At 43.0% G+C, this 21,116-nt stretch carries 16 protein-coding genes and 1 tRNA gene; 7 read left to right on the plus strand and 10 right to left on the minus strand.

Features of this window, described 5'->3' with window-relative positions:
• Positions 1 to 88: 88 nt before the first annotated feature.
• A tRNA-Arg gene (locus AAFM34_RS10200) sits at positions 89 to 165 on the minus strand.
• Positions 166 to 462: 297 nt separating this feature from the next.
• On the opposite strand from AAFM34_RS10200, the gene AAFM34_RS10205 reads away from it, so the two are divergent.
• Complete coding sequence (locus AAFM34_RS10205; protein WP_160932516.1) at positions 463 to 876, plus strand: cytochrome c5 family protein; 414 nt, start codon at positions 463 to 465, stop codon at positions 874 to 876.
• 60 nt (positions 877 to 936) lie between these two features.
• Here the strand turns inward: AAFM34_RS10205 and rep are convergent, their stop codons facing one another.
• Positions 937 to 2,952 (minus strand): DNA helicase Rep, encoded by a 2,016-nt coding sequence (rep, locus tag AAFM34_RS10210; RefSeq protein WP_341662467.1) that lies wholly within the window; start codon positions 2,950 to 2,952, stop codon positions 937 to 939.
• A 222-nt stretch (positions 2,953 to 3,174) separates the two neighbouring features.
• Here rep and AAFM34_RS10215 point away from each other — a divergent pair, with 222 nt between their 5' ends.
• The 4 genes from AAFM34_RS10215 to AAFM34_RS10230 all read left to right on the plus strand — a co-directional run bounded on the left by AAFM34_RS10215 (position 3,175) and on the right by AAFM34_RS10230 (position 8,397).
• Entirely contained in the window at positions 3,175 to 3,741 is a 567-nt protein-coding gene (locus AAFM34_RS10215; RefSeq protein WP_341662469.1) for a TetR/AcrR family transcriptional regulator, read from the plus strand.
• Between the two features lie 18 nt (positions 3,742 to 3,759).
• A complete protein-coding gene (locus AAFM34_RS10220; RefSeq protein WP_341662471.1) occupies positions 3,760 to 4,866 on the plus strand; it encodes an efflux RND transporter periplasmic adaptor subunit in 1,107 nt (368 codons plus the stop codon).
• 12 nt (positions 4,867 to 4,878) lie between these two features.
• Positions 4,879 to 8,013, plus strand: coding sequence for a multidrug efflux RND transporter permease subunit (locus tag AAFM34_RS10225; protein WP_341662473.1), 3,135 nt, complete (start codon positions 4,879 to 4,881; stop codon positions 8,011 to 8,013).
• A gap of 132 nt (positions 8,014 to 8,145) precedes the next feature.
• Positions 8,146 to 8,397: an accessory factor UbiK family protein gene (locus AAFM34_RS10230; RefSeq protein ID WP_341662475.1), complete on the plus strand. Its 252-nt coding sequence runs from the start codon at positions 8,146 to 8,148 to the stop codon at positions 8,395 to 8,397.
• Between the two features lie 152 nt (positions 8,398 to 8,549).
• Here AAFM34_RS10230 and ilvC read toward each other — a convergent pair whose 3' ends face one another.
• Positions 8,550 to 10,034, minus strand: coding sequence for a ketol-acid reductoisomerase (ilvC, locus tag AAFM34_RS10235; RefSeq protein WP_341662477.1), 1,485 nt, complete (start codon positions 10,032 to 10,034; stop codon positions 8,550 to 8,552).
• A gap of 143 nt (positions 10,035 to 10,177) precedes the next feature.
• Between ilvC and ilvY the strand changes: the two genes are divergently transcribed.
• The gene (gene ilvY / locus AAFM34_RS10240) at positions 10,178 to 11,068 is read left to right on the plus strand and encodes an HTH-type transcriptional activator IlvY (protein ID WP_341662478.1); all 891 of its coding nucleotides are present in this window, start codon (positions 10,178 to 10,180) and stop codon (positions 11,066 to 11,068) included.
• A 28-nt stretch (positions 11,069 to 11,096) separates the two neighbouring features.
• Here ilvY and hemN read toward each other — a convergent pair whose 3' ends face one another.
• The 5 genes from hemN to AAFM34_RS10265 all read right to left on the minus strand — a co-directional run bounded on the left by hemN (position 11,097) and on the right by AAFM34_RS10265 (position 15,812).
• Complete coding sequence (gene hemN, locus AAFM34_RS10245; RefSeq protein WP_341662480.1) at positions 11,097 to 12,485, minus strand: oxygen-independent coproporphyrinogen III oxidase; 1,389 nt, start codon at positions 12,483 to 12,485, stop codon at positions 11,097 to 11,099.
• A gap of 170 nt (positions 12,486 to 12,655) precedes the next feature.
• Positions 12,656 to 13,144 carry a DUF2489 domain-containing protein gene (locus AAFM34_RS10250; RefSeq protein WP_341662482.1) on the minus strand — a complete coding sequence of 163 codons (489 nt, stop codon included), beginning with the start codon at positions 13,142 to 13,144 and terminating at the stop codon, positions 12,656 to 12,658.
• An 8-nt stretch (positions 13,145 to 13,152) separates the two neighbouring features.
• Positions 13,153 to 13,719, minus strand: a complete 567-nt coding sequence (yihI, locus tag AAFM34_RS10255) for a Der GTPase-activating protein YihI (protein ID WP_341662484.1) — start codon at positions 13,717 to 13,719, stop codon at positions 13,153 to 13,155.
• A complete protein-coding gene (locus tag AAFM34_RS10260) occupies positions 13,719 to 14,357 on the minus strand; it encodes a class I SAM-dependent methyltransferase (RefSeq protein WP_341662486.1) in 639 nt (212 codons plus the stop codon). Before AAFM34_RS10260 ends, yihI begins: the two co-directional genes overlap by 1 nt.
• Before the next feature lie 837 nt (positions 14,358 to 15,194).
• Positions 15,195 to 15,812, minus strand: coding sequence for a cytochrome c (locus tag AAFM34_RS10265; protein WP_114787692.1), 618 nt, complete (start codon positions 15,810 to 15,812; stop codon positions 15,195 to 15,197).
• Positions 15,813 to 15,960: 148 nt separating this feature from the next.
• On the opposite strand from AAFM34_RS10265, the gene yihA reads away from it, so the two are divergent.
• A complete protein-coding gene (yihA, locus tag AAFM34_RS10270; protein ID WP_341662489.1) occupies positions 15,961 to 16,629 on the plus strand; it encodes a ribosome biogenesis GTP-binding protein YihA/YsxC in 669 nt (222 codons plus the stop codon).
• Positions 16,630 to 17,197: 568 nt separating this feature from the next.
• Here the strand turns inward: yihA and polA are convergent.
• Complete coding sequence (gene polA, locus AAFM34_RS10275) at positions 17,198 to 19,990, minus strand: DNA polymerase I (RefSeq protein WP_341662491.1); 2,793 nt, start codon at positions 19,988 to 19,990, stop codon at positions 17,198 to 17,200.
• A 617-nt stretch (positions 19,991 to 20,607) separates the two neighbouring features.
• The gene (locus AAFM34_RS10280; RefSeq protein WP_341662493.1) at positions 20,608 to 21,063 is read right to left on the minus strand and encodes a GNAT family N-acetyltransferase; all 456 of its coding nucleotides are present in this window, start codon (positions 21,061 to 21,063) and stop codon (positions 20,608 to 20,610) included.
• Positions 21,064 to 21,116 lie beyond the last annotated feature (53 nt).

A 21,116-nucleotide genomic window follows, 5' to 3' on the forward strand; every position in this document is an offset into this window, starting at 1 on the left:
ACTCGCGACAACCGGAATCACAATCCGGGGCTCTACCAACTGAGCTATAGCCACCACTATATTTTTACCGATAATGCCCCTCCGGCAATGGCGCGCCCGAAAGGATTCGAACCTTCGACCTTTGGCTCCGGAGGCCAACGCTCTATCCAGCTGAGCTACGGGCGCATGCCCTATCGGCGGAGTGGAATAATACGTATATCACACTATGTCGTCTAGTACTTTTTAAAGTTTTTTTCTCGTTTGATGTCTTTTTGGGCAATTAAAGTGTGATAAACCCCTATTTCCGCTTATATAACCATATAGATGCATGCCTCTTGCTGTTTATTGCAACAGGTTATCGGGATATAATCACTTAATATTTACATTGATTTCTCAGCAAAACGCTGCAAATCAAACCACACTCTAATAATCTAATAATATAGGTGAGCACGAACTTGCCGTTAGGAATGTAAAGTGAGTTAAATGGATATGTCTCGAAAAATCTTAACCGCTATGGTAGCTGCTATTACTTTTTCCAGCGCCTCTTTTGCAGCAAAAATCAGCCAAGAAGACTACGATGCGATAGCAGAACGCGTCAAACCTGTCGGCAATGTTTACCTTGCTGGAGCAGAACCCGTCAAAGCTGAGCCAACCGGCCCACGTGATGGCGCGAGTGTCTATGGCACCTTTTGTACTGCCTGCCATTCATCTGGCGTTAGCGGCGCGCCAAAAACTGGCAATGCCGATGATTGGGCACCTCGTATTGCTCAGGGTAAAGATGTACTTAAAAACCATGCCATCAATGGCTTCAATGCTATGCCAGCCAAAGGAACATGTATGGACTGCTCTGATGATGAAATTGTAGCAGCCATTGAACATATGATTAAAGGCCTATAGTTCAGAAAGTATATAATGAGGCTTAGCTCAAGCTAAGCCTTCAGATAGTGGTTAGCTAAACTACTTGTTGAACATTGCTCTGAGGTTAGCGATATGCGCTTGGCCTTTTGCCATTCTTTCTTCCTGAGATTGAGGCTTTTTGTTTACTTCCCATTCCACGTCATCAAAAGGAAGTTCATCAAGGAATCGGCTTTGGGTCGGTTTTATTAGCTCCCCATACTGTCTACGCTCTTTGCACATAGTAAAAGTCAATTCACGCTGAGCACGAGTAATACCAACATACATTAGGCGACGTTCTTCCTCTATGTTGTCTTCATCGATACTGGTTTGGTGGGGCAAAATACCTTCTTCAGAGCCAATTAGATAGACATATGGGAACTCAAGTCCTTTTGACGCATGCAATGTCATCAATTGCACCGCATCCGTATTTTCTTCTTCCTCACCACGCTCCATCATGTCACGTAAAGTGAGACGCTGAACCACTTCTTTCAAGCTTTTTTCTTCTTGATCGTAATTATCACCTTCTAAGTCAGACACTATCCATGAATAGAGATCTGATACATTTTTCATTCGCATCTCAGCAGCTTTAGCACTAGTGGATGTCTCATATAACCAGTCTTCGTAATTGATATCACGAACCAATGAGCGCACCGCCTCCACTTTATCACCGCGCTCAGACTGGTCAGCAATCTTAACCAACCAGTGAGTAAAACGGCGCAAGTTTTCTAAACCTCGACCAGATAAGTGTTGCTCTAAGCCAATCTCAAAACTGGCTTCAAATAAGCTTTTACTACGCATATTGGCATAACTGCCCAGCTTCTCTAAGGTCACCGGACCTATCTCTCGTCGCGGCGTATTCACAATGCGCAGAAAGGCATTATCATCATCCGGATTAACCAAGACTCTGAGGTAAGCCATGATATCTTTTATTTCCGCACGGGCGAAAAATGAGGTACCTCCAGAGAGCTTATAGGGCACACGGTTTTGCATCAACGATTTTTCAATCAGCCGTGATTGATGATTACCCCGATAAAGAATTGCATAATCTCTATACTCGGTGCAATTTAGGAATTTATGTGCGATAAGCTCCCCTGTAACCCGCTCTGCCTCGTGCTCTTCATCTTTGGCTAATAGAACTTTGAGCTTTTCTCCATCTGGAATTTCAGAGAACAAAGACTTTTCATATACGTGAGGATTATTGGCAATCAAGATATTGGCTGCCCGCAGAATGCGACTAGTAGAACGGTAGTTTTGCTCAAGCTTAATAAGTCTCAATTTAGGGTAATCCTGCCCCAATAAAACCAAGTTCTGAGGCTTGGCGCCGCGCCATGAATAAATCGACTGATCGTCATCTCCAACCACAGTCAGCCGCCCCCTTTCACCGACAATCAACTTGACCAGTTCATACTGACTGGTGTTGGTGTCTTGATATTCATCAACCAAAAGATAACGAATGCGATTTTGCCATCGTTGGCACACCTCCTGATTGGTTTTCATCAGTAGCACAGGAAGCAAAATTAGGTCATCAAAATCGAGCGCGTTATAAGCTTTCATCTGCTTATGGTACATCGAAAAGCAATCGGCAAAGAGTTGCTGCTGCTCACCTTGAGCACGCTTTATCACCTGCTCTGGTGTCAACATATCATTTTTCCAATTTGAGATGGCACTGAGCAGTTGACGCAATAAATCTTTATCACCATCAAGCTGCTTTTCCGTCAGCTCTTTTAAAAGCGCCAACTGATCTTGATCATCAAATAAAGAGAAACCAGGCTTGAGCCCTAGTGCTTTATATTCACGTTTAATGATGTTTAAGCCTAAAGTATGAAAGGTTGAAACCATTAACCCTTTAGATTCACTTTTTCCCAACGTTTGCGCTACACGCTCTTTCATTTCACGGGCGGCTTTATTGGTGAAAGTAACCGCAGCAATATTACGCGCTTTGTAACCACACTGCTTAACTAGATAAGCAATTTTATTAGTGATCACTCGCGTCTTACCTGAACCTGCCCCAGCAAGGACTAAACATGGACCAGACACATATTTCACGGCTTCATCTTGATTGGGGTTAAGTTTCATGGCCATCTCAGGAGTGTAAATCAAAGGCTATATCATAATCGTGCAATAAGAAGATTGCTACGATTAGGCATCGCTTACCTAAAGCTAAATCTTTATCAAAAAAGTTAATTGAACGTTTTTTCATAAATTATAAGAAGTTTTGTTGCATATTTGATGGTATTTTAAGCTATAATGAATGAACGTTCATTCACCCACTATATGTAAGTGTCTGGATCTAGTTCTATGGTAGATAAAAGACAGCAAATCATAGATGCCGCCGAAGACCTGATCGCTGAATCAGGTTTTCAGGGCTTCTCGATGCATAAATTGGCCAAGGAAGCTGGCGTTGCAGCAGGAACGATATACCGCTATTTCTCTGACAAGGAAGATTTATTGCTACAAGTAAGACTAGCGGTAGTACAACGAAATGCTGAAGTTGTTCAACGTGGCGTTGATAACACTATGCCACTCAAAGAACGATTTCGAACTATGTGGCTAAACATTTTCGATCTCTCACGAACCAACATCGATAACTTGAAGAATCGAGCGCAATACGATTCCTTGCCTTGCATGCGCAATCATGAAACTAAGGAAATTGAGCGAAAGATGTTTAGCAAAGTGGATAAATTTTTTACACAAGGTCGAGAACAAGGGCTGTTTAAGCCTCTAGATAACCCGGTGTTGGCAGCACTGAGTCTAGAAGTCAGTGTCACTTTGGCACGCAAACAAGCTCTTGGATATTACCAATTGGATCAAGCAGCCATTGATGCGGCCATTGAAGCTAGTTGGGATGCGATTATCAAACACTAATTTGGAGTTCTAATAAGAATGAAAAAGTGGACTTTTTATATGCTGCTTATCGCAACACTACTCTTTGGTAGCGTGATAGGCGTTAACCTATTTAGACAACATAAGATAGAAGAGTTTCTGGCCAATCGTCCAGAACAAGAGTTCCCTGTTACTGCCACTCAAGTTCAAGCAGTCGACTGGGTACCTGTTATCGAAGCCATTGGTTTTATCGAACCCAATCAAGGTGTAACAGTCGCCAATGAATCGGCAGGTGTGATTGATAAGATTGCGTTTAACTCAGGCACTAATGTCGAAGAAGGCCAACCTTTGGTGATGCTAGATTCATCAGTCGAAAAAGCTGACCTTAAGAGCGCCGAAGCTAAACTGCCAGCCGCACAAGCCAAATACAAACGCTATCAAGGCCTTTACAAAAAAGGCTCAGTATCAAAAGAAACTCTTGATGATGCTGAAGCTAGCTATTTCTCACTCAAATCTGATATCGATAGCCTTAAGGCCACTATCGATAGACGCGAAATCAAAGCACCTTTTGCTGGCGTAGTCGGCATTCGTAATGTTTATCTAGGGCAATACCTGCAAACAGGCACTGATATTGTTCGGCTCGAGGATACCAGTGTCATGCGCCTGCGCTTTACTGTGCCGCAAACCGATATTTCACGCATTAGCCTAGAACAACAAGTCGATATCTTTGTCGATGCCTACCCAGATACTCCTTTCCAAGGCTCCATCACTGCTATCGAACCTGCTGTTAGCGTGCAAAGTGGCTTGATTCAAGTACAAGCCGATATCCCAAACAGTCATGGAAAACTGCGCAGCGGTATGTTTGCTAGGGCCAACATCATATTGCCAACCATGGAAAACCAAGTAACCCTGCCGCAAACCGCTATCACCTTTACTCTGTATGGTGACAATGTATATATCATCTCTGAGCAAGATGGAGTAAAGCGCGTTAAACAGCAAGTGGTAAAAGTCGGTGAACGAGTAAGAGATATTGCACATATTCTAGAAGGCGTTAAACCAGGCGACATGGTAGTCACATCAGGTCAAGTGCGCCTCAGCAACGATGCAAAAGTTCGTGTTGTAGAAAGCGATGCCACGACTCCACCAACCGAAACACCTATGCTCTAATCTGGAGGCCTCATGCGCTTTACTGATGTTTTTATTAAACGTCCAGTTTTAGCGGTATCAGTCAGCTTTTTGATTGCGCTGCTTGGTTTGCAAGCCGTGTTCAAAATGCAAGTACGCGAATACCCTGAAATGACCAACACTGTAGTCACGGTGACCACTAGCTACTACGGAGCGAGTGCTGATTTGATTCAAGGCTTTATTACTCAGCCTTTGGAGCAAGCCGTAGCTCAAGCTGATAATATCGATTACATGACTTCATCTTCTGAACTAGGTACTTCTACTATTACCGTCACCATGAAGTTAAATACTGATCCAAATTCAGCCCTGTCTGACATTTTGGCCAAAACCAACTCGGTTCGCTCTCAGCTGCCAAAAGAAGCAGAAGACCCTACTGTAACCATGTCGACGGGTTCAACGACGGCGGTTTTGTACATTGGCTTTACCAGTGATGAACTCTCATCAAGTCAAATCACTGACTATCTTGAGCGAGTAGTTAATCCTCAGCTCTTTACCGTTAATGGCGTTTCCAAAATAGACCTTTATGGCGGCCTCAAATATGCACTGCGTGTCTGGCTTGACCCAGCTAAGATGGCTGCTTTTGGCTTAACCGCAAATGATGTGATGGGGGTTTTGGATGCCAATAACTACCAATCCGCAGCAGGTCAAGCTGTGGGTGAGTTTGTTCTTTACAACGGCAGCGCAGATACTCAAGTCTCCAACGAGGAAGAGCTGAGAAACCTAGTGGTGAGCTCTGATAAGGGCAAGGTTACTCGTTTAGGGGATATCGCCAAGGTAACACTTGAAAAGAGCCATGATACCTATCGCGCCAGCGCCAATGGTCAAGAAGCAGTGGTTGCCGCCATTAACGCAGCGCCAACAGCTAACCCGATCAATATTGCTGCTGATGTACATAAGATGCTTCCTCAGCTAGAAAAAGATCTGCCGAGCAACATCAAGATGAACGTGATGTATGACTCAACCATTGCCATCAATGAATCGATTAATGAAGTTATTCACACTATCGCTGAAGCCGCATTAATCGTACTTGTGGTAATTACTCTGTTTTTAGGCTCTTTCCGCGCTGTTTTAATTCCGATCATCACTATCCCATTGTCATTGATTGGTGTGGCTATGGTGATGCAAGCCATGGGCTTTTCATGGAACTTAATGACGCTACTGGCCATGGTTCTTGCGATAGGTTTGGTGGTTGATGATGCTATCGTAGTTCTAGAAAACGTCGATAGACATATAAAGCTTGGTGAATCGCCGTTTAGAGCAGCCATCATAGGAACAAGGGAAATAGCGGTGCCAGTTATTGCTATGACCTTAACTCTAGGGGCGGTCTATGCACCAATAGCGCTTATGGGAGGCATTACTGGCTCCTTGTTCAAAGAGTTTGCTTTAACACTGGCAGGTTCGGTATTTGTATCAGGCATCATAGCGTTAACCTTATCACCCATGATGTGTTCTAAAATGCTGAAAGCAAATGCAGTACCAAGCAAGTTTGAGCAAAAAGTTCACCTTGTGCTCGACAACATGACGCTACGCTATGAAAAAATGCTCAGCGCTGTAATGCAGCATCGACCAGTGGTCATTGGCTTTGCGGTGATTGTTTTTGCCAGCTTACCTTTACTATTTAAGCTCGTTCCTAGTGAACTTGCGCCATCGGAAGATAAAGGCGTACTCATGCTAATGGGTACGGCGCCCTCAAATGCGAACCTCGACTTCATGCAAAACACCATGAATGAAGTCAATACTATTCTATCGGATCAAAAAGAAGTTGCCTATGCACAGGTCTTTACCGGTGTGCCCAGCTCAAATCAAGCACTTGGTATCGCTTCTCTAGTTCCATGGAGTCAACGTGAAGCTGGACAAGCCGAAGTAGTAAAACGAGTGAGTGAGCTGGTTAAAGAAGTACCGGGTATGTCAGTGGTGGCCTTCCCAATTCCTGAGCTGCCAGGAGCAGGCTCTGGATTACCAGTTCAGTTTGTTATAACTACACCGAATGCATTTGAAAGCTTATTTACTGTAGCGACCGACATCCTGACTGAAGTCAACTCAACGCCCATATTCGTCTACTCCGATCTCGATCTTAACTATGATTCAGCCACGATAAAGATCAAGATTGATAAGGATAAAGCCGGCGCCTATGGGGTAACCATGCAAGATATTGGTACCACGTTAAGCACTATGATGTCTGATGGTTATGTTAATCGTATCGATCTAAATGGTCGTTCTTATGAAGTGATCCCTCAGGTGGAGCGTAAGTGGCGCCTTAATCCAGAATCAATGAAAAACTACTATGTTAAAGGCGCAGATGGTAAAGCGCTCCCTCTTAGTAATTTAATAACTATTGATGTGGTGGCCGAACCGCGTTCCTTGCCTCACTTTAACCAGTTAAACTCAGCAACAATTAGTGCAGCTATTGCTCCTGGTACGACTATGGGAGATGCTGTCAATTGGTTTGAGCAAACAGCAAGCTCGAAATTGCCAAGTGGTTATAACTACGATTATATGGGTGAATCTCGCCAGTTTGTTACCGAAGGCAGCGCCCTTTATGCCACCTTTGGTTTGGCATTAGCGATCATCTTCTTAGTCTTAGCAATTCAATTTGAATCGCTAAAAGACCCGCTGGTTATTATGGTATCAGTCCCTCTCGCTATTTGTGGAGCCCTTGTTGCTCTTGCTTGGGGAGTACCTTTTGACTTAACTTCGATGAATATCTATTCTCAGGTCGGGCTAATAACCCTAGTGGGCTTGATTACCAAACATGGTATCTTGATCTGTGAGGTCGCTAAAGAAGAACAGCTGCATAACAAGTTAGGTAAAATGGATGCAGTGATGGCAGCAGCCAAAGTTCGTCTGCGCCCAATCCTAATGACCACGGCAGCCATGATCGCGGGCCTAATCCCTCTGATGTACGCATCTGGAGCAGGAGCAGCCCAGCGCTTTAGTATTGGCATTGTTATAGTTGCAGGGCTTGCGATAGGTACTTTGTTTACCCTATTTGTTCTGCCTGTAATTTACAGCTACCTTGCCGAAAAACATAAACCGCTTCCGGTTTTTGTTGAGGACAAGGACTTAGAGAAGTTGGCTCGAATCGATGAAGCAAAAGCCGCTCATCGCCAACTGGCTGATAAAAAATAACGCAACAATCTAACACTGAGGCCACCCTTTGAGGTGGCCTTTTTTATTCTTTCCGCCAATAACTAACGCTCTCATAGCGACTTTCTTTAGCCAATTACGTAAAATAGAAACAAACGTAAAGGAGCTTTTGACATGTTTGACCCCAAAAAATTAGAGCAGATCGCGAAACAAATTCATGATTCCATGCCTACTCCTGTAAAAGAGTTAGGTGCTGATGTCGACCAGAAAATTCGCCAAGTGATTCAAGGCCAGCTAAACAAGCTAGATGTGGTGAGCCGTGAAGAGTTTGATGTACAGACTCAAGTTCTTATGCGTACCCGTGAAAAACTAACCGCGATGGAGCAAAAGCTTACCAAGCTCGAAGATAAGCTAGCAGAAAAATAAGCGCACGAGAGCGTTTCATAAACAATAAAAAGGCTTGATCTCAAACGACCAAGCCTTTTGCATTAGATGTTGTGTATTATCTTGTATTTATTTGCTCCAGTCTGTCTGGAGTCTATATCAGGCGCAGTTTATGCGCCTTTTCATCAGATGAATTAACCACCCACAGCGATACGTTTCATGTCCGTCATGTAACCGCGCAGTTCTTCACCAATGTATTCTACTGGATGATTGCGGATGGTTTCATTCACAGCAATCAGTGTCGCATTATCGACTTGATTTGAGTTCTCACCCAAGCCTTTACCAATCACATCTGTGCCAATTGATGGCATGAACTTCTCGCGCAATAGCGGTGTAGCTATATTAGCAAACAGGTAGTTACCATATTCTGCCGTATCTGAGATAACAACATTCATCTCGTACAGACGCTTACGCGCTACTGTATTGGCAATCAGTGGCAGCTCGTGTAGTGACTCGTAGTAAGCGGACTCATCAATAATACCAGACGCTGTCATAGCTTCGAATGCAAGCTCAACACCCGCACGAACCATAGCAACCAGTAAGATTCCTTTATCGAAGTAATCTTGCTCAGTGATCTCTACATCGCCAGCTGGGTAATTTTCAAACGCGGTCTCACCAGTTTCAGCACGCCAACCAAGTAGATTTGCATCATCATTAGCCCAATCAGCCATCATAGTGCTAGAAAAATGTCCAGTGATAACATCGTCCATATGCTTATTGTAAAGAGGGCGCATAAGCTCTTTCAGCTCTTCAGAAAGTTCAAATGCTTTAACTTTTGCCGGATTTGATAGGCGATCCATCATATGCGTGATGCCGCCAAACTTAAGCGCTTCAGTGATGGTTTCCCAACCGTACTGGATCAATTTACCTGCAAAGCTTGGATCAATACCTTCCGCTACCATTTTCTCGTAGCTAACAATAGAGCCCGCTTGCAACATACCACACAAGATAGTTTGCTCACCCACAAGATCAGACTTAACTTCAGCAACAAATGAAGACTCTAGACAGCCTGCACGGTGGCCACCAGTCCCAGCTGCCCATGCTTTGGCAATATCCCAACCTTCACCTTGGGGGTCGTTTTCTGGGTGTACTGCAATCAAGGTGGGAACACCAAAACCACGCTTGTACTCTTCGCGAACCTCAGTACCTGGACATTTAGGCGCGACCATAACAACGGTTAAGTCTTTACGGATCTGCATACCCTCTTCAACAATGTTAAAACCGTGCGAGTAACCAAGTGCAGCGCCTTCTTTCATTAATGGCATAACCGTTTCTACCACATTGGTGTGCTGCTTATCTGGCGTTAGGTTAACCACTAAATCAGCTTGAGGTATAAGCGTTTCGTAGCTGCCGACTTCAAAACCATTTTCTTGAGCATTTTTAAAAGATTGACGCTGCTCATCGATAGCAGCTTGACGCAATGCATAAGACACATCCAAACCTGAATCACGCATATTTAGGCCTTGGTTTAGACCTTGAGCGCCACAGCCAACAATAACCACTTTCTTACCTTTTAGGTAATCAGCTTCTGTTGCAAACTCACTGCGATCCATGAAACGGCAGCGGCCAAGCTGATCTAGCTGCTCTCGTAAGTTTAGTGTATTGAAATAGTTAGCCATGTCGGGCTCTCCTTTAAAGATATATCCGCTTTGGTCGGTCTCTAATCACCGAATATCTCGATACTAAAACAGACATAAGCTTGCTTAAAGTGATATATTCACAATTAGTTATTGCAAAAACTGCAACATGGAACCAGCTATTTATGAACATAAAGCACTTACAACTCTTTATTCATCTGTGTGATAGTAAAAGCTTTGCCAAAACGGCTTCAGCCATGCATGTCAGTCCGTCAGCCCTTAGCAGACAGATACAAAAGCTAGAGTCAGAAACAGGGCAGGAGCTGTTTGTGCGTGACAACCGCAGCGTCGAGCTTACCCCTGCTGCAAAAAAGTTGATGCCGGTCGCGCTGAAAATAATAACTGAGTGGCAAAGTTTTTACTCTCAATTACAAGATGGAGAGCAGGAGCTCAAAGGTGAGATTCGCTTATTTTGCTCTGTCACCGCCAGCTACAGTCATCTTCCTGAGCTGCTATCTGAATTCCGTCTGCGGCATCCTTTTATCGAGTTTAAATTATCAACTGGGGACCCAGCTCAAGCGATAGACAAAGTACTCAGCGATGAAGTTGACGTTGCAATTTCAGCACAGCCAGACCAACTTCCCGCCAAACTAAAGTTTGAAACCATAAGTGAAATTCCATTATCTGTTATCGCGCCAGCGGGTATCAGTAGTTTTACTCAAGCTTTGCAAGAATCTAAGCCAGATTGGACCCAGATACCCTTTATTGTCCCAGAATCAGGCACGGCGAGAGAAAGGGCCAATACTTGGTTTAAGTCAATGAAGATTAAGCCTAATATCTACGCTCATGTTTCAGGCCATGAAGCCATTGTCAGCATGGTCGCGCTAGGTTGTGGTGTGGGTATCGCCCCTGACGTGGTCATCAATAACAGTCCGGTTAAAGAAAAGATTCACAGGCTAAAAGTCGCTTCAATCAAACCATTTAAGCTCGGGGTGTGCTGCAAGCGCTCGCAGTGGGATAACCCACTAGTAAAAGCTTTGTGGCAAGTCGCGCAAAGTACCTACATTGCTTCCTAGCTTTCTAGTAATGCGTAAATAGCGAAAATCATATGACCCTAGAAAATTGCTGCTGACGCGCCTTGATGCGCAGGTACTTATCAAAACACATACAAATATTGCGAATAAGAAGCCGCCCACGAAGAGTGACCCGTAGCGCTTTATCCGTCATCTCAACTAGTCCATCGTCAATGAAGGTTTGTAACAATTTAATATCATTTTGAAAGTATTCACTAAACCTGATACCAAACTCCGACTCAATGGTGTTGATATCAAGTTTGAAATTACAAATTAGCTGTTTAATGACCTCACGGCGTAGTAAGTCATCACTATCAAGAGATAACCCTTTCCAAAGTGCATGTCGCTGAGAAAGCACTTGCTCATAATAGGTCTTCAAATCCTTTTGATTCTGAGCATAAGCATTTCCAACCATGGAAATCGCAGATACACCAAAGCCCACGAGATCGCATTCACCCTGTGTCGTATAGCCTTGGAAGTTGCGATGCAACACCCCTTCACGCTGTGCAACAGCCAGCTCATCATCAGGCATGGCAAAGTGGTCCATGCCAATATATTGATAGCCTGCCTTGGTCAATGTCGAGATGGTTTCTTGAAGAATAGCCATCTTTTCTTGAGCTTTGGGCAAGTCTTCATCTTTAATTTTACGCTGAGCGGCAAATAGTTGCGGCATGTGAGCATAGTTAAATATAGACAAGCGACCTGGTTGCATGTCTAACACTTGGGTCAAGGTGTTAGCAAAACGCTCTCGTGTTTGTTTAGGCAGGCCATAAATAAGGTCCAAGTTTGTTGAACGGAAACCAAGTGCTTTCGCTCGCTCAACCAAAGAAAAAATAAACGCTTCATCTTGCTCACGATTCACCAACTTTTGAACTTGTTTATCAAAGTCCTGAACGCCAATACTTAAACGGTTGAATCCCTCATGACAAAGGTGATCGAGTATATCCAACTCGATTTCTCTAGGGTCCACCTCAATGCTAATTTCAGCATCAACTTCGAAACAAAACTCAGCCCTTAAGGTGTTCATCAAGCGGCTAATTTGCTGCTTACTAAGAAAAGTGGGGGTACCACCACCCAAATGAAGCTGGGTCACTCTACGCCCTTGCAGCAGTGACGCCCGTGTAAGAATTTCCTGCTCAAGGACATCCAGATAGTGATCCGCTTTATGGGCATGGCGTGTGATAACTTTGTTGCACCCACAGTAATAACAAAGCTTATGGCAAAACGGAATATGGATATATAGGGATAATGGACGCTCTGGATACTCAGTACAAGCCATGTCGTAATCAGCAATGGTAAATGCTTCATGAAACTCTAACGCTGTGGGATAAGACGTATAACGAGGGCCAGCGTAATTATACTTATCAAGTACGGCTTGATCCCAAATTATTTGCTGGCTTGCGGCGACTGACTGAGACATAGTGTCCTTCCGTTTATAAAATCATACGTAGTCGGTTTGATTAACCGTACTAATACTCAGCTTATTTTGCCACATACCTCGTCATAACAAAGACAAGCTTGGCATTTAAAAAGGAGTAATGATTAGAACTGATAAGTCGATCACTTACCCCAAAACACTCGCTGCCTTTGCTATACCATCTGAATATTGATTTGGTTGTTGAGTGGTTGAACTTTCTCTTGCAGCTGTTTCAGCTCTTCAATAACAGCTTGTTCTAAGCGTGACTCGGCTTTGTGCCGTTCAAGGTTTTGCTTCATACGCTCTTTTTTAGCCAGTTGCTGCCTATCATCGCCACGAGCCATGTCTTTTACCAAATGATAGAGTTCTGACGTTGCCGGAAACTCTTTATCAAAATCAACACGCTCTTCTCCCTGTACATAATCCATAATGTTGTACACACGGATACTTATTTCCGACAAATCGCATTGGCCCTGAATACCAGCCATACATAAAATACGTACGTTGTCGAAAATATTAGCATTGCGCTTATCAATGGCTAATCTTGCATGCTGCAGCTGCAATTCCTTTTGCTTCTTTAATTGGAGCAGAAGGTAACCGGCATAAGACGCTAAGGCGAGAATAATAGCTACACCGACTAGGGCTAATAAGGTTACATTCATCAAATGCTCTACCCTTTAAACTGATTCAAGTCTAGATCTTCAAACTGCGAGAGTAACTCATCATCAGATGACGATTTCTTAGTCGTTTTCTTCTCAGCAGAAGAAACATCATCGCTTAAGGTTGAGCTTTCATCCTCGAGATCCTCTTCGACATAAATGCCCAGCTGCTTCATCAGAACTTCAATCCGAGTAAGTTTTTCATCAACATACTTCTGTAGCCCAGCACCTAGGCTTTCACCATTATCAAGACGGTCAAGTAGGACATTGAGCTGGGCATCATTTTCCAACATTTCTAGCTCTTGCTCTGCATTTAGACGACGCTGTGCCTTGGTCGTTTTTTTGGCTGTTTCCACAACCAGTGGAATTTTCTTCTTGCTGCCCAAACGCGGGTCACGTGCTTGACCAGACGATTGATGTGTCTGATCTTTCGCTTCAGAATTACGATTTCCGGTTTTTAATCCTTTACGCTTTTTGTCTTTCTTACGCAAGCGACCTTCAACATCTGCTTGGGTCCGGTTACGTACTACAATCAGGTCGCCATTACCACCTGATTTTACTTTTTTACTACGGCTCATTACTGGGGTTTCCTCAGTAGAATTACATCATTACCAACAAATTCGAGTTTGAGCTTATCCCGCTCAGCCAAATACTTAAACGTATTGCGGCTAAAAAAGACCACATGAGTTGGGTCATTTTTGTAGTGCCATTTTGCAAACGCTTCAACGTCAATGACCATCTTGGTCATCAGGCCAATCCAGCCTCCAGGCTTAACTAAATTTAACCATTGCTGCCATACTTTATCTGGGTGATAGAGATGCTCAATCACCTCTGTGGCTGTCACAAAATCATAAGTACGCGCCAATACCTCAGAGTTAGGGTAATAATAAAGGTCGTACAAAGACATGTTATGCCCCTGCTCTTCTAACATCAAAGATAACGTCGGGCCAGGGCCACAGCCAAAATCTAGCCCTTCTGAACTAGGCTCTATGCGCTCTAGCATAGGATCGGCAATCCTTGATAAGAAGTTACGGTAGCCATCATCATTTGGATCGTTCTCATGCAGATCGTAGTGGGCTTTCTCCGCTTTTGCATCCAATCTTTTCTCTGGATCCACATACACTAGTTCACATTTTTGACACTGAAGATAAGCACGACGTTTATCCTGATAATAATCCAACAGTGCGGAACTATGGCAAAGTGGGCAGTAATTCATGATGGCATCCTCAAACAGGGATGCGAAACATACCAGAAACTAGCGTCAGAGTGGAGCATTATTGGGCAAATAATCATCAGTTGTGAAAAATATTCACTGCGAGTAAAAACAGCCTCTAAATTTAGAACTGGCGATCATAATGAGTGACAGAATCGTTCGATACTCTAATGTTGATATATTGAGAAAGGAGCGAACCATTTGAATTGAGTTGTAAAAGTTACCTATACCATTGAAATAAAAAGCGATAGGGATTCCTATCGCTTTCTAAGCTTGCCTTTCGGCAATAATACGCAACCATATAAGTGCGTTAAATGTCCATTTGTTGTTAGTGCTTTCCTTGCTAAAGATGTTGTTTTCCACCGTCCTAGTGAATTTTAATCATCCTTTCACTTCCTGTTTCTGGGCTTTCCTTAGCCTGATCCTTTTCATTGTCTAAACCCTCAGACAAAGCGATCATCCTTATCATGTAAGCGTCCTGCTTACCACACTTCCTGAATACCAACTCACTTGCAGAATATTACTTTCTAATACTTCGTATTAGCCTCAGTTCAACATTCTGCTGATTCGCTTACTCTAAACTTTGGCAAAGTGAACGCAATCTTAAGAAAGAAAAAAAACGACCAAAGGCAGTAGATTATAAAAAACAAACTTATTTTCAATAACTTAAATCTAGTCGATAGAGAAACCCAGATAAAAGAATCGCTAATATCTCACACCATTATGAGAAAGATAACTCACCCACATACATTGAGTACTGTGATATCACTCACATGAAAAAGCCCAGAACGGAGTCTGGGCTTTTTCAAAAACATCATTGCTCGAGCAAATAAATCAGTATTAGTGAAGGCCACCAACATATTTCGACAAAGTGTCGATATCTTCATCGGTCAGTTTCTTAGCGATATCACGCATCATACCATTCATATCATTAGCACGATTACCGTCACGGAATTTTTCTAACTGAGCCTTGATGTAGTCAGCATGCTGACCAGAAATTTTAGGGAAACCTGAAAGCTCAGTACCATTCCCACGAGGTCCGTGACAAGCAATACAGGCGGTAAGACCGCGCTCAGCATCGCCTGCCGTGTATAAGGCCTTGCCCTTTTGCACAACGTTTTCTGGAGTGGTATTATTCGAAATCGGTAGTGACGAGTAGTAAGCCGCAAGGTCTTTCATGTCCTGCTCTGACAGGGGCATGGCCATTCCACTCATGACAGGGTCATAACGTCCTTGCTTACCGTTGCTGGTCATACCTAGCTTAAACTCTCTAAGCTGCTTCTCGATATATTTAGCATGTTGACCAGCAATCTTAGGATACATTGCGAGTTGACTGTTGCCGTCAGCACCATGGCAAGCAACACAAGTTTGAGATTTTCCTTTTCCAGCTTCGATACTGCCTTGAGCCCATACAGAGCAGCTGGCTAAAAGACTCAAGATTAGCGCTAATTTATTCATGACATTCCATTATAATTATCAAGCTTCCAGTACCACTCTGCGTTGCCACTCATGGTACAATAGGCGACCTTATGCCGAGCACGGTTATTTTACACACTTTCATATAAAAGTAATCAATCGACGACACAAAGTCGAGATGGAGTTAACAGTGAGCGTAAAAATTCATTATCAAAACACCCATTTCATCACCAGCGCACCTGATATTCGTCATCTGCCTGAGGATGAAGGTATCGAAGTTGCGTTCGCAGGACGCTCCAATGCAGGTAAATCGAGTTCATTAAATCGATTAACCAACCAGAAAAGTTTAGCAAAAACCAGTAAAACACCAGGCCGGACACAATTAATCAACCTTTTTAAAGTGACAGAAGGTTGCCATATTGTTGATCTTCCGGGTTATGGCTTTGCTCAAGTCCCGCTTGAAATGAAGAAAAAATGGCAAAAATCTTTGGGAGAATACCTACAAAAGCGTCAATGTTTAAAGGGACTCGTAGTATTGATGGATATTCGCCACCCAATGAAAGACCTCGACCAACAGTTGATCTATTGGGCAGTAGATAGCGGCATTCCTGTGCAGGTGCTTTTGACTAAAGCAGACAAACTAAAAAGTGGTGCGCGCAAAGCTCAGGTTTTGAAAATTAAAAATGAGGCGGTAGGCTTCGGAGGAGATGTGAGCGTAGCTGCCTTTTCTTCACTAAAAGGCATAGGTGTGGATACATTACGCAATAAACTTGATCAATGGTTTGCACCTGCTTTAGCGGAGCAAATAGAAATAGATCAAGATGAGCAAGAAGACTCCGCTCCCCACCAAGATAGCTAACCAGAAAAATAGATCTGAATTTATTTAGGTCTAACCTCAGCGACCTTGCTCTATGGTTGGGTCGCTAAATACCTCTACCTTTTTCTATCCGTTCAATGGCGTTAGTACGACCCAAACATTAGTTACTCGTTGGCTTAGTATTGAAGACGATAAGTACCTATCGATACCTCTTAGAAGATATAAAATGAAGCTTTATTACAAATTTAGTTTGGGTTACTAAATAGATGACACCCATAAGTGCTGTAGATAACTGAATAGCATATAGGGCAAAGATTTTATTTAGGCACAATAAAAAACGCCCCAGCCAAACACTGGCTGGGGCGGCTGAATCAGCCTAATCCAATAACGTGAAACAAAAGGTCTAAAAGATAGAACATCTTACCTCTGTACCCTACGCCTCGTAATGTACAACAATTGGTCATAAATTAAAACCATTTTTGTAAGTTATTTTCAGTATTTTTTTATTTAGCTACATAGACAAAAAATTAAAATGAAAAACTTCAAATAATAAAAAAGCCAGCATTAATTACTGGCTTGCCTTATTTGTATGATATTAATAGCATTTTTATCAGTGAGCTTGATCCCAATTGTCACCATGGCCTGCTTCCGCCACCAAAGGAACGTTCAAGCTTGCTGCAGATTCCATCAGCTCTTGTACTTTACTTTCAATTTCAGTCAAAACTGATTCTTTAACTTCAAAAACTAATTCATCGTGAACTTGCATAAGCAACTTAACTCGGCCCTCCCCATGCTCCTCAATCCACTCATCAACCAATAACATGGCCTTTTTAATTATATCGGCCGCAGTACCTTGCATAGGTGCGTTGATCGCTGCTCGCTCTGCTGCTTTACGGCGGATACCGTTGCGCGACTTTATTTCGGGCAAATACAGCCTGCGACCAAGAAGTGTCTCAACATAACCTTTCTCTGCCGCCGTACTTCGCGTGTCTTCCATATACTGCATGACCCCTGGGTAGCGCTCAAAATAAGTATCCATATATTGCTGGGCTTCGTTACGCGCAATACCAAGTTGCTTTGCCAGTCCAAAAGCACTCATGCCATAAATCAGACCAAAGTTCACTGCCTTCGCGCGCCGGCGTTGCTCTGCAGAAACCTGGTCAATATCAACACCTATGATTTCAGCGGCTGTCGCTGAGTGAATATCCTTACCATGCTTGAAAGCATCCAATAAAGCTTTATCACCTGACAAGTGGGCCATAATGCGCAGCTCAATCTGAGAGTAGTCGACAGCCATTATCTTATACCCTGGCGAAGCGATAAATGCTTGACGGATACGGCGCCCTTGCTCATTGCGTATAGGGATGTTTTGTAAGTTAGGGTCTGTCGACGATAGTCGACCTGTAGCGGTGACAGCTTGGTGGTAGGAAGTATGAACACGACCTGTCTGTGAACTAATCATCTTAGGCAGCTTATCCGTGTAAGTAGATTTAAGTTTGGCTAAACCGCGATACTCCAAAATCAACTTAGGCAATGGGTAGTCGAGTGCTAGTTCCTGCAAGACTTCTTCGTTGGTAGAAGGAGTACCAGAAGGCGTCTTCTTGATAACGGGTAACTCCATTTTTTCAAACAAGATAGCTTGCAACTGCTTTGGCGAGTTCATATTGAACTCTTGTTCGGCAACTTCAAACGCCTGTTGCTCCAACTCATCAAGACGCAAAGCGATCTCTTTAGATTGCTCGGCGAGTTTGACGGAGTCAATCAATACACCTGTTCTTTCCATTCTTGACAGCACAGGAACAAGAGGTACTTCAATCTCCTCATAAATCCCCCTAAGCTTGGTATCTTTATTGATGCTTTCCGTTAAGCGGTTATGCAAACGGAGTGTTACATCCGCATCCTCAGCAGCGTATGGAGACGCTTGCTCTAATTCAATCTGATTAAAAGTAAGCTGTTTCTTTCCCTTACCCGCAATCTGCTCAAAAGAAATGCAATTGTGCTGCAGAAAGCGTAACGCCAAACTATCCATATCATGTTTGCCGCCGACACTGTTGTGCACGTAAGAAGCAAGCATAGTGTCATGCTTGATCCCTTTCATTTCAATGTTATAGCGTGCTAGTACACTGGCGTCATATTTAAGATTTTGACCAACCTTAGACTGAGAGTCATCCTCTAAAATTGGCTTAAGTTTATCAAGCACCCAACTGCGATCCAATTGCTCTGGAGCATCAAGATAGTCATGGGCCACAGGAACATAAGCTGCGAGCCCCTCTTCAATCGCAAATGAGACGCCAACTAGATTGGCAGTCATGTAATCTAGGCTATCTGTCTCTGTATCAAAGGCAAACACATCACAAGCTTCAAGTTTGGCAAGCCAAGTATAAAAAGTGTCTTGATCAAGTATGGTTTGATAGCCACTGCGATCAATCGTAGCAGCTGAGTTCTCCATATCAATCGCAGCGGAAGCAGTTCCAGCCGCCGAAGAACCAGATTTTTCATCCGCTACGACAGCACCATTGCCACCGTCCAAGATTTCATTTAACCAAGATTTAAACACAAGCTGGCCGTATAGCTTGGTCAGTTCATCTGTATTTGGCTGGGATTTAACTAGAGCATCGTATGAGTTTTCAAGTTCTACATCCAATTTGATTGTCGCTAGTTCATAAGATAAGAACGCATTAACTTTATTATCAACCAGCTTTTTGGCCATGGTTTTAGAGCCGCGAAAGCCAAGACCAGCAATCTGTTCAAGGTTGTCATAAAGCTTAGTTAAGCCACCAACGCCCTGCAGCAATGCCGTCGCTGTTTTGTCTCCAACACCTGGGACTCCTGGGATATTGTCCACCTTATCACCCATAAGTGCCAAATAATCGATAATTAATTCCGGCGGGATACCAAACTTTTCAATAACCCCTTCGCGATCCAACACAACATTAGTCATGGTGTTGATTAAAGTGACATTCTCATCAACTAGCTGAGCCATATCTTTGTCACCAGTACTGATCAAAACTGGCATACCAGCTTGAGAAGCCTTTGAAGCAAGTGTACCAATCACATCATCAGCCTCAACACCTGGCACACAGATTAAAGGCAAGCCCATAGCCCTAATAACGTCATAAAGAGGTTCAATTTGGCACCTTAGATCGTCAGGCATAGGTGGACGGTTGGCCTTATACTCAGGGTACATGTCATCACGGAAAGTCTTTCCTTTGGCATCAAATACTACGGCAATACGTTCTGAAGCAAACTGGCGCATCATACTGCGAAGCATATTCACTACACCATAAACAGCATTGGTCGGTATCTCGCCATTAGTCATAGTGTCTGGGTAGGCATGAAATGCACGATAAAGGTAAGAAGAGCCGTCGATTAAAATCAGCGGATTATCAGGAATACGAGCCATAGTTTAAGCATCCAAGAGAAAATATTTACTAAGAATGCCATGACTGCCTCAGTGGATCCATGCTAACTGATCATATATCCCTTGGATCTGTTAACAAACTAGCGCGATCTCCCCACCCCTCTGTGGATAAGTCTGTTCATAGTATTTATGCATTTCAACACCAAACAGTAATAAAAATGACATTAATGATTATAAGTATCTAATTTAAAAGAAAAAAACACAAGATCGGAATAATGAAGCTCGATCCAAAAAAGATCCTGAGTTGTGGAAAAGACTATCGCTGTCCTTTCACTCACCCTAAGGAAAATTTATCATGGTTATATTTTTAATAGCCCGAGATTTGTCAAACGCCAAGCATAAAAAAAGCGACATCGATTTGATGTCGCCTAGCAAAAATTAGTTAAAGCATACTTAGTTGAACAATACGCTTTATCATAAAGCTATAAATTACACTGGAAGCAATGTGAGCAATGTCGTGTCAAATTGAATGAGTGCAAGTTCGATAGAGTTCATACCCTTAAAAAGGCTAGATTTCGCTGAACTTCTCTTATTCCCTAAGACGAGATAAATAATAATTATTCTCATTTAAATCGTCAAGACCTAAATGAGAAAAAATCTCATTTATTTTGATCAGATGCCGATATTTGCTTGATAAAGTGAACCCTAGAGTCAGATAATGGGGATCTTTTTTCATAGTTTTCAATCATATATTCATTTCTTATCAATAGGTTAAGCATATTGGAAAATTGATTGCGAGATTTAACCCTAAGTTGTGAGTACCCGTTCTGTTTCACCCATGCTTCTTGATAGTCCAAAAGATTTTGTGCCACACCTTTTTTACGTGCGAATGGAGACACCCCTCCTAACCAACTATAAAAAGTATCTCTATCCAACTCATAGCCAATCTTAAAGGCAAGTAATTGATGGTTTTCTTCCGCAACTTGAATGAGATACTTCTTATCCTTCAAACGAGAGGCTAAACTCTCTATCGATTCTTTGTGCTCAAATTCATCAATACTTTGTATCACCTCAACACATTCCTCAAGTAATCCGATACGATATTCAATTGCCATCTATGCCTCCAAAAAACAAAAGCTGGCTGACAAACGTCAACCAGCTTTGTAAG

The organism is Vibrio sp. (assembly GCF_038138445.1).
Classification (GTDB): Bacteria; Pseudomonadota; Gammaproteobacteria; order Enterobacterales; family Vibrionaceae; genus Vibrio.

Excerpts from the sequence above, each read along its gene's own strand:
- AAFM34_RS10205 (WP_160932516.1), top strand. The coding sequence starts at position 463 with ATGGATATGTCTCGAAAAATCTTAACCGCTATGGTAGCTGCTATTACT.
- rep (WP_341662467.1), bottom strand. The coding sequence starts at position 2,952 with ATGAAACTTAACCCCAATCAAGATGAAGCCGTGAAATATGTGTCTGGT.
- AAFM34_RS10215 (WP_341662469.1), top strand. The coding sequence starts at position 3,175 with ATGGTAGATAAAAGACAGCAAATCATAGATGCCGCCGAAGACCTGATC.
- AAFM34_RS10220 (WP_341662471.1), top strand. The coding sequence starts at position 3,760 with ATGAAAAAGTGGACTTTTTATATGCTGCTTATCGCAACACTACTCTTT.
- AAFM34_RS10225 (WP_341662473.1), top strand. The coding sequence starts at position 4,879 with ATGCGCTTTACTGATGTTTTTATTAAACGTCCAGTTTTAGCGGTATCA.
- AAFM34_RS10230 (WP_341662475.1), top strand. The coding sequence starts at position 8,146 with ATGTTTGACCCCAAAAAATTAGAGCAGATCGCGAAACAAATTCATGAT.
- ilvC (WP_341662477.1), bottom strand. The coding sequence starts at position 10,034 with ATGGCTAACTATTTCAATACACTAAACTTACGAGAGCAGCTAGATCAG.
- ilvY (WP_341662478.1), top strand. The coding sequence starts at position 10,178 with ATGAACATAAAGCACTTACAACTCTTTATTCATCTGTGTGATAGTAAA.
- hemN (WP_341662480.1), bottom strand. The coding sequence starts at position 12,485 with ATGTCTCAGTCAGTCGCCGCAAGCCAGCAAATAATTTGGGATCAAGCC.
- AAFM34_RS10250 (WP_341662482.1), bottom strand. The coding sequence starts at position 13,144 with ATGAATGTAACCTTATTAGCCCTAGTCGGTGTAGCTATTATTCTCGCC.
- yihI (WP_341662484.1), bottom strand. The coding sequence starts at position 13,719 with ATGAGCCGTAGTAAAAAAGTAAAATCAGGTGGTAATGGCGACCTGATT.
- AAFM34_RS10260 (WP_341662486.1), bottom strand. The coding sequence starts at position 14,357 with ATGAATTACTGCCCACTTTGCCATAGTTCCGCACTGTTGGATTATTAT.
- AAFM34_RS10265 (WP_114787692.1), bottom strand. The coding sequence starts at position 15,812 with ATGAATAAATTAGCGCTAATCTTGAGTCTTTTAGCCAGCTGCTCTGTA.
- polA (WP_341662491.1), bottom strand. The coding sequence starts at position 19,990 with ATGGCTCGTATTCCTGATAATCCGCTGATTTTAATCGACGGCTCTTCT.
- AAFM34_RS10280 (WP_341662493.1), bottom strand. The coding sequence starts at position 21,063 with ATGGCAATTGAATATCGTATCGGATTACTTGAGGAATGTGTTGAGGTG.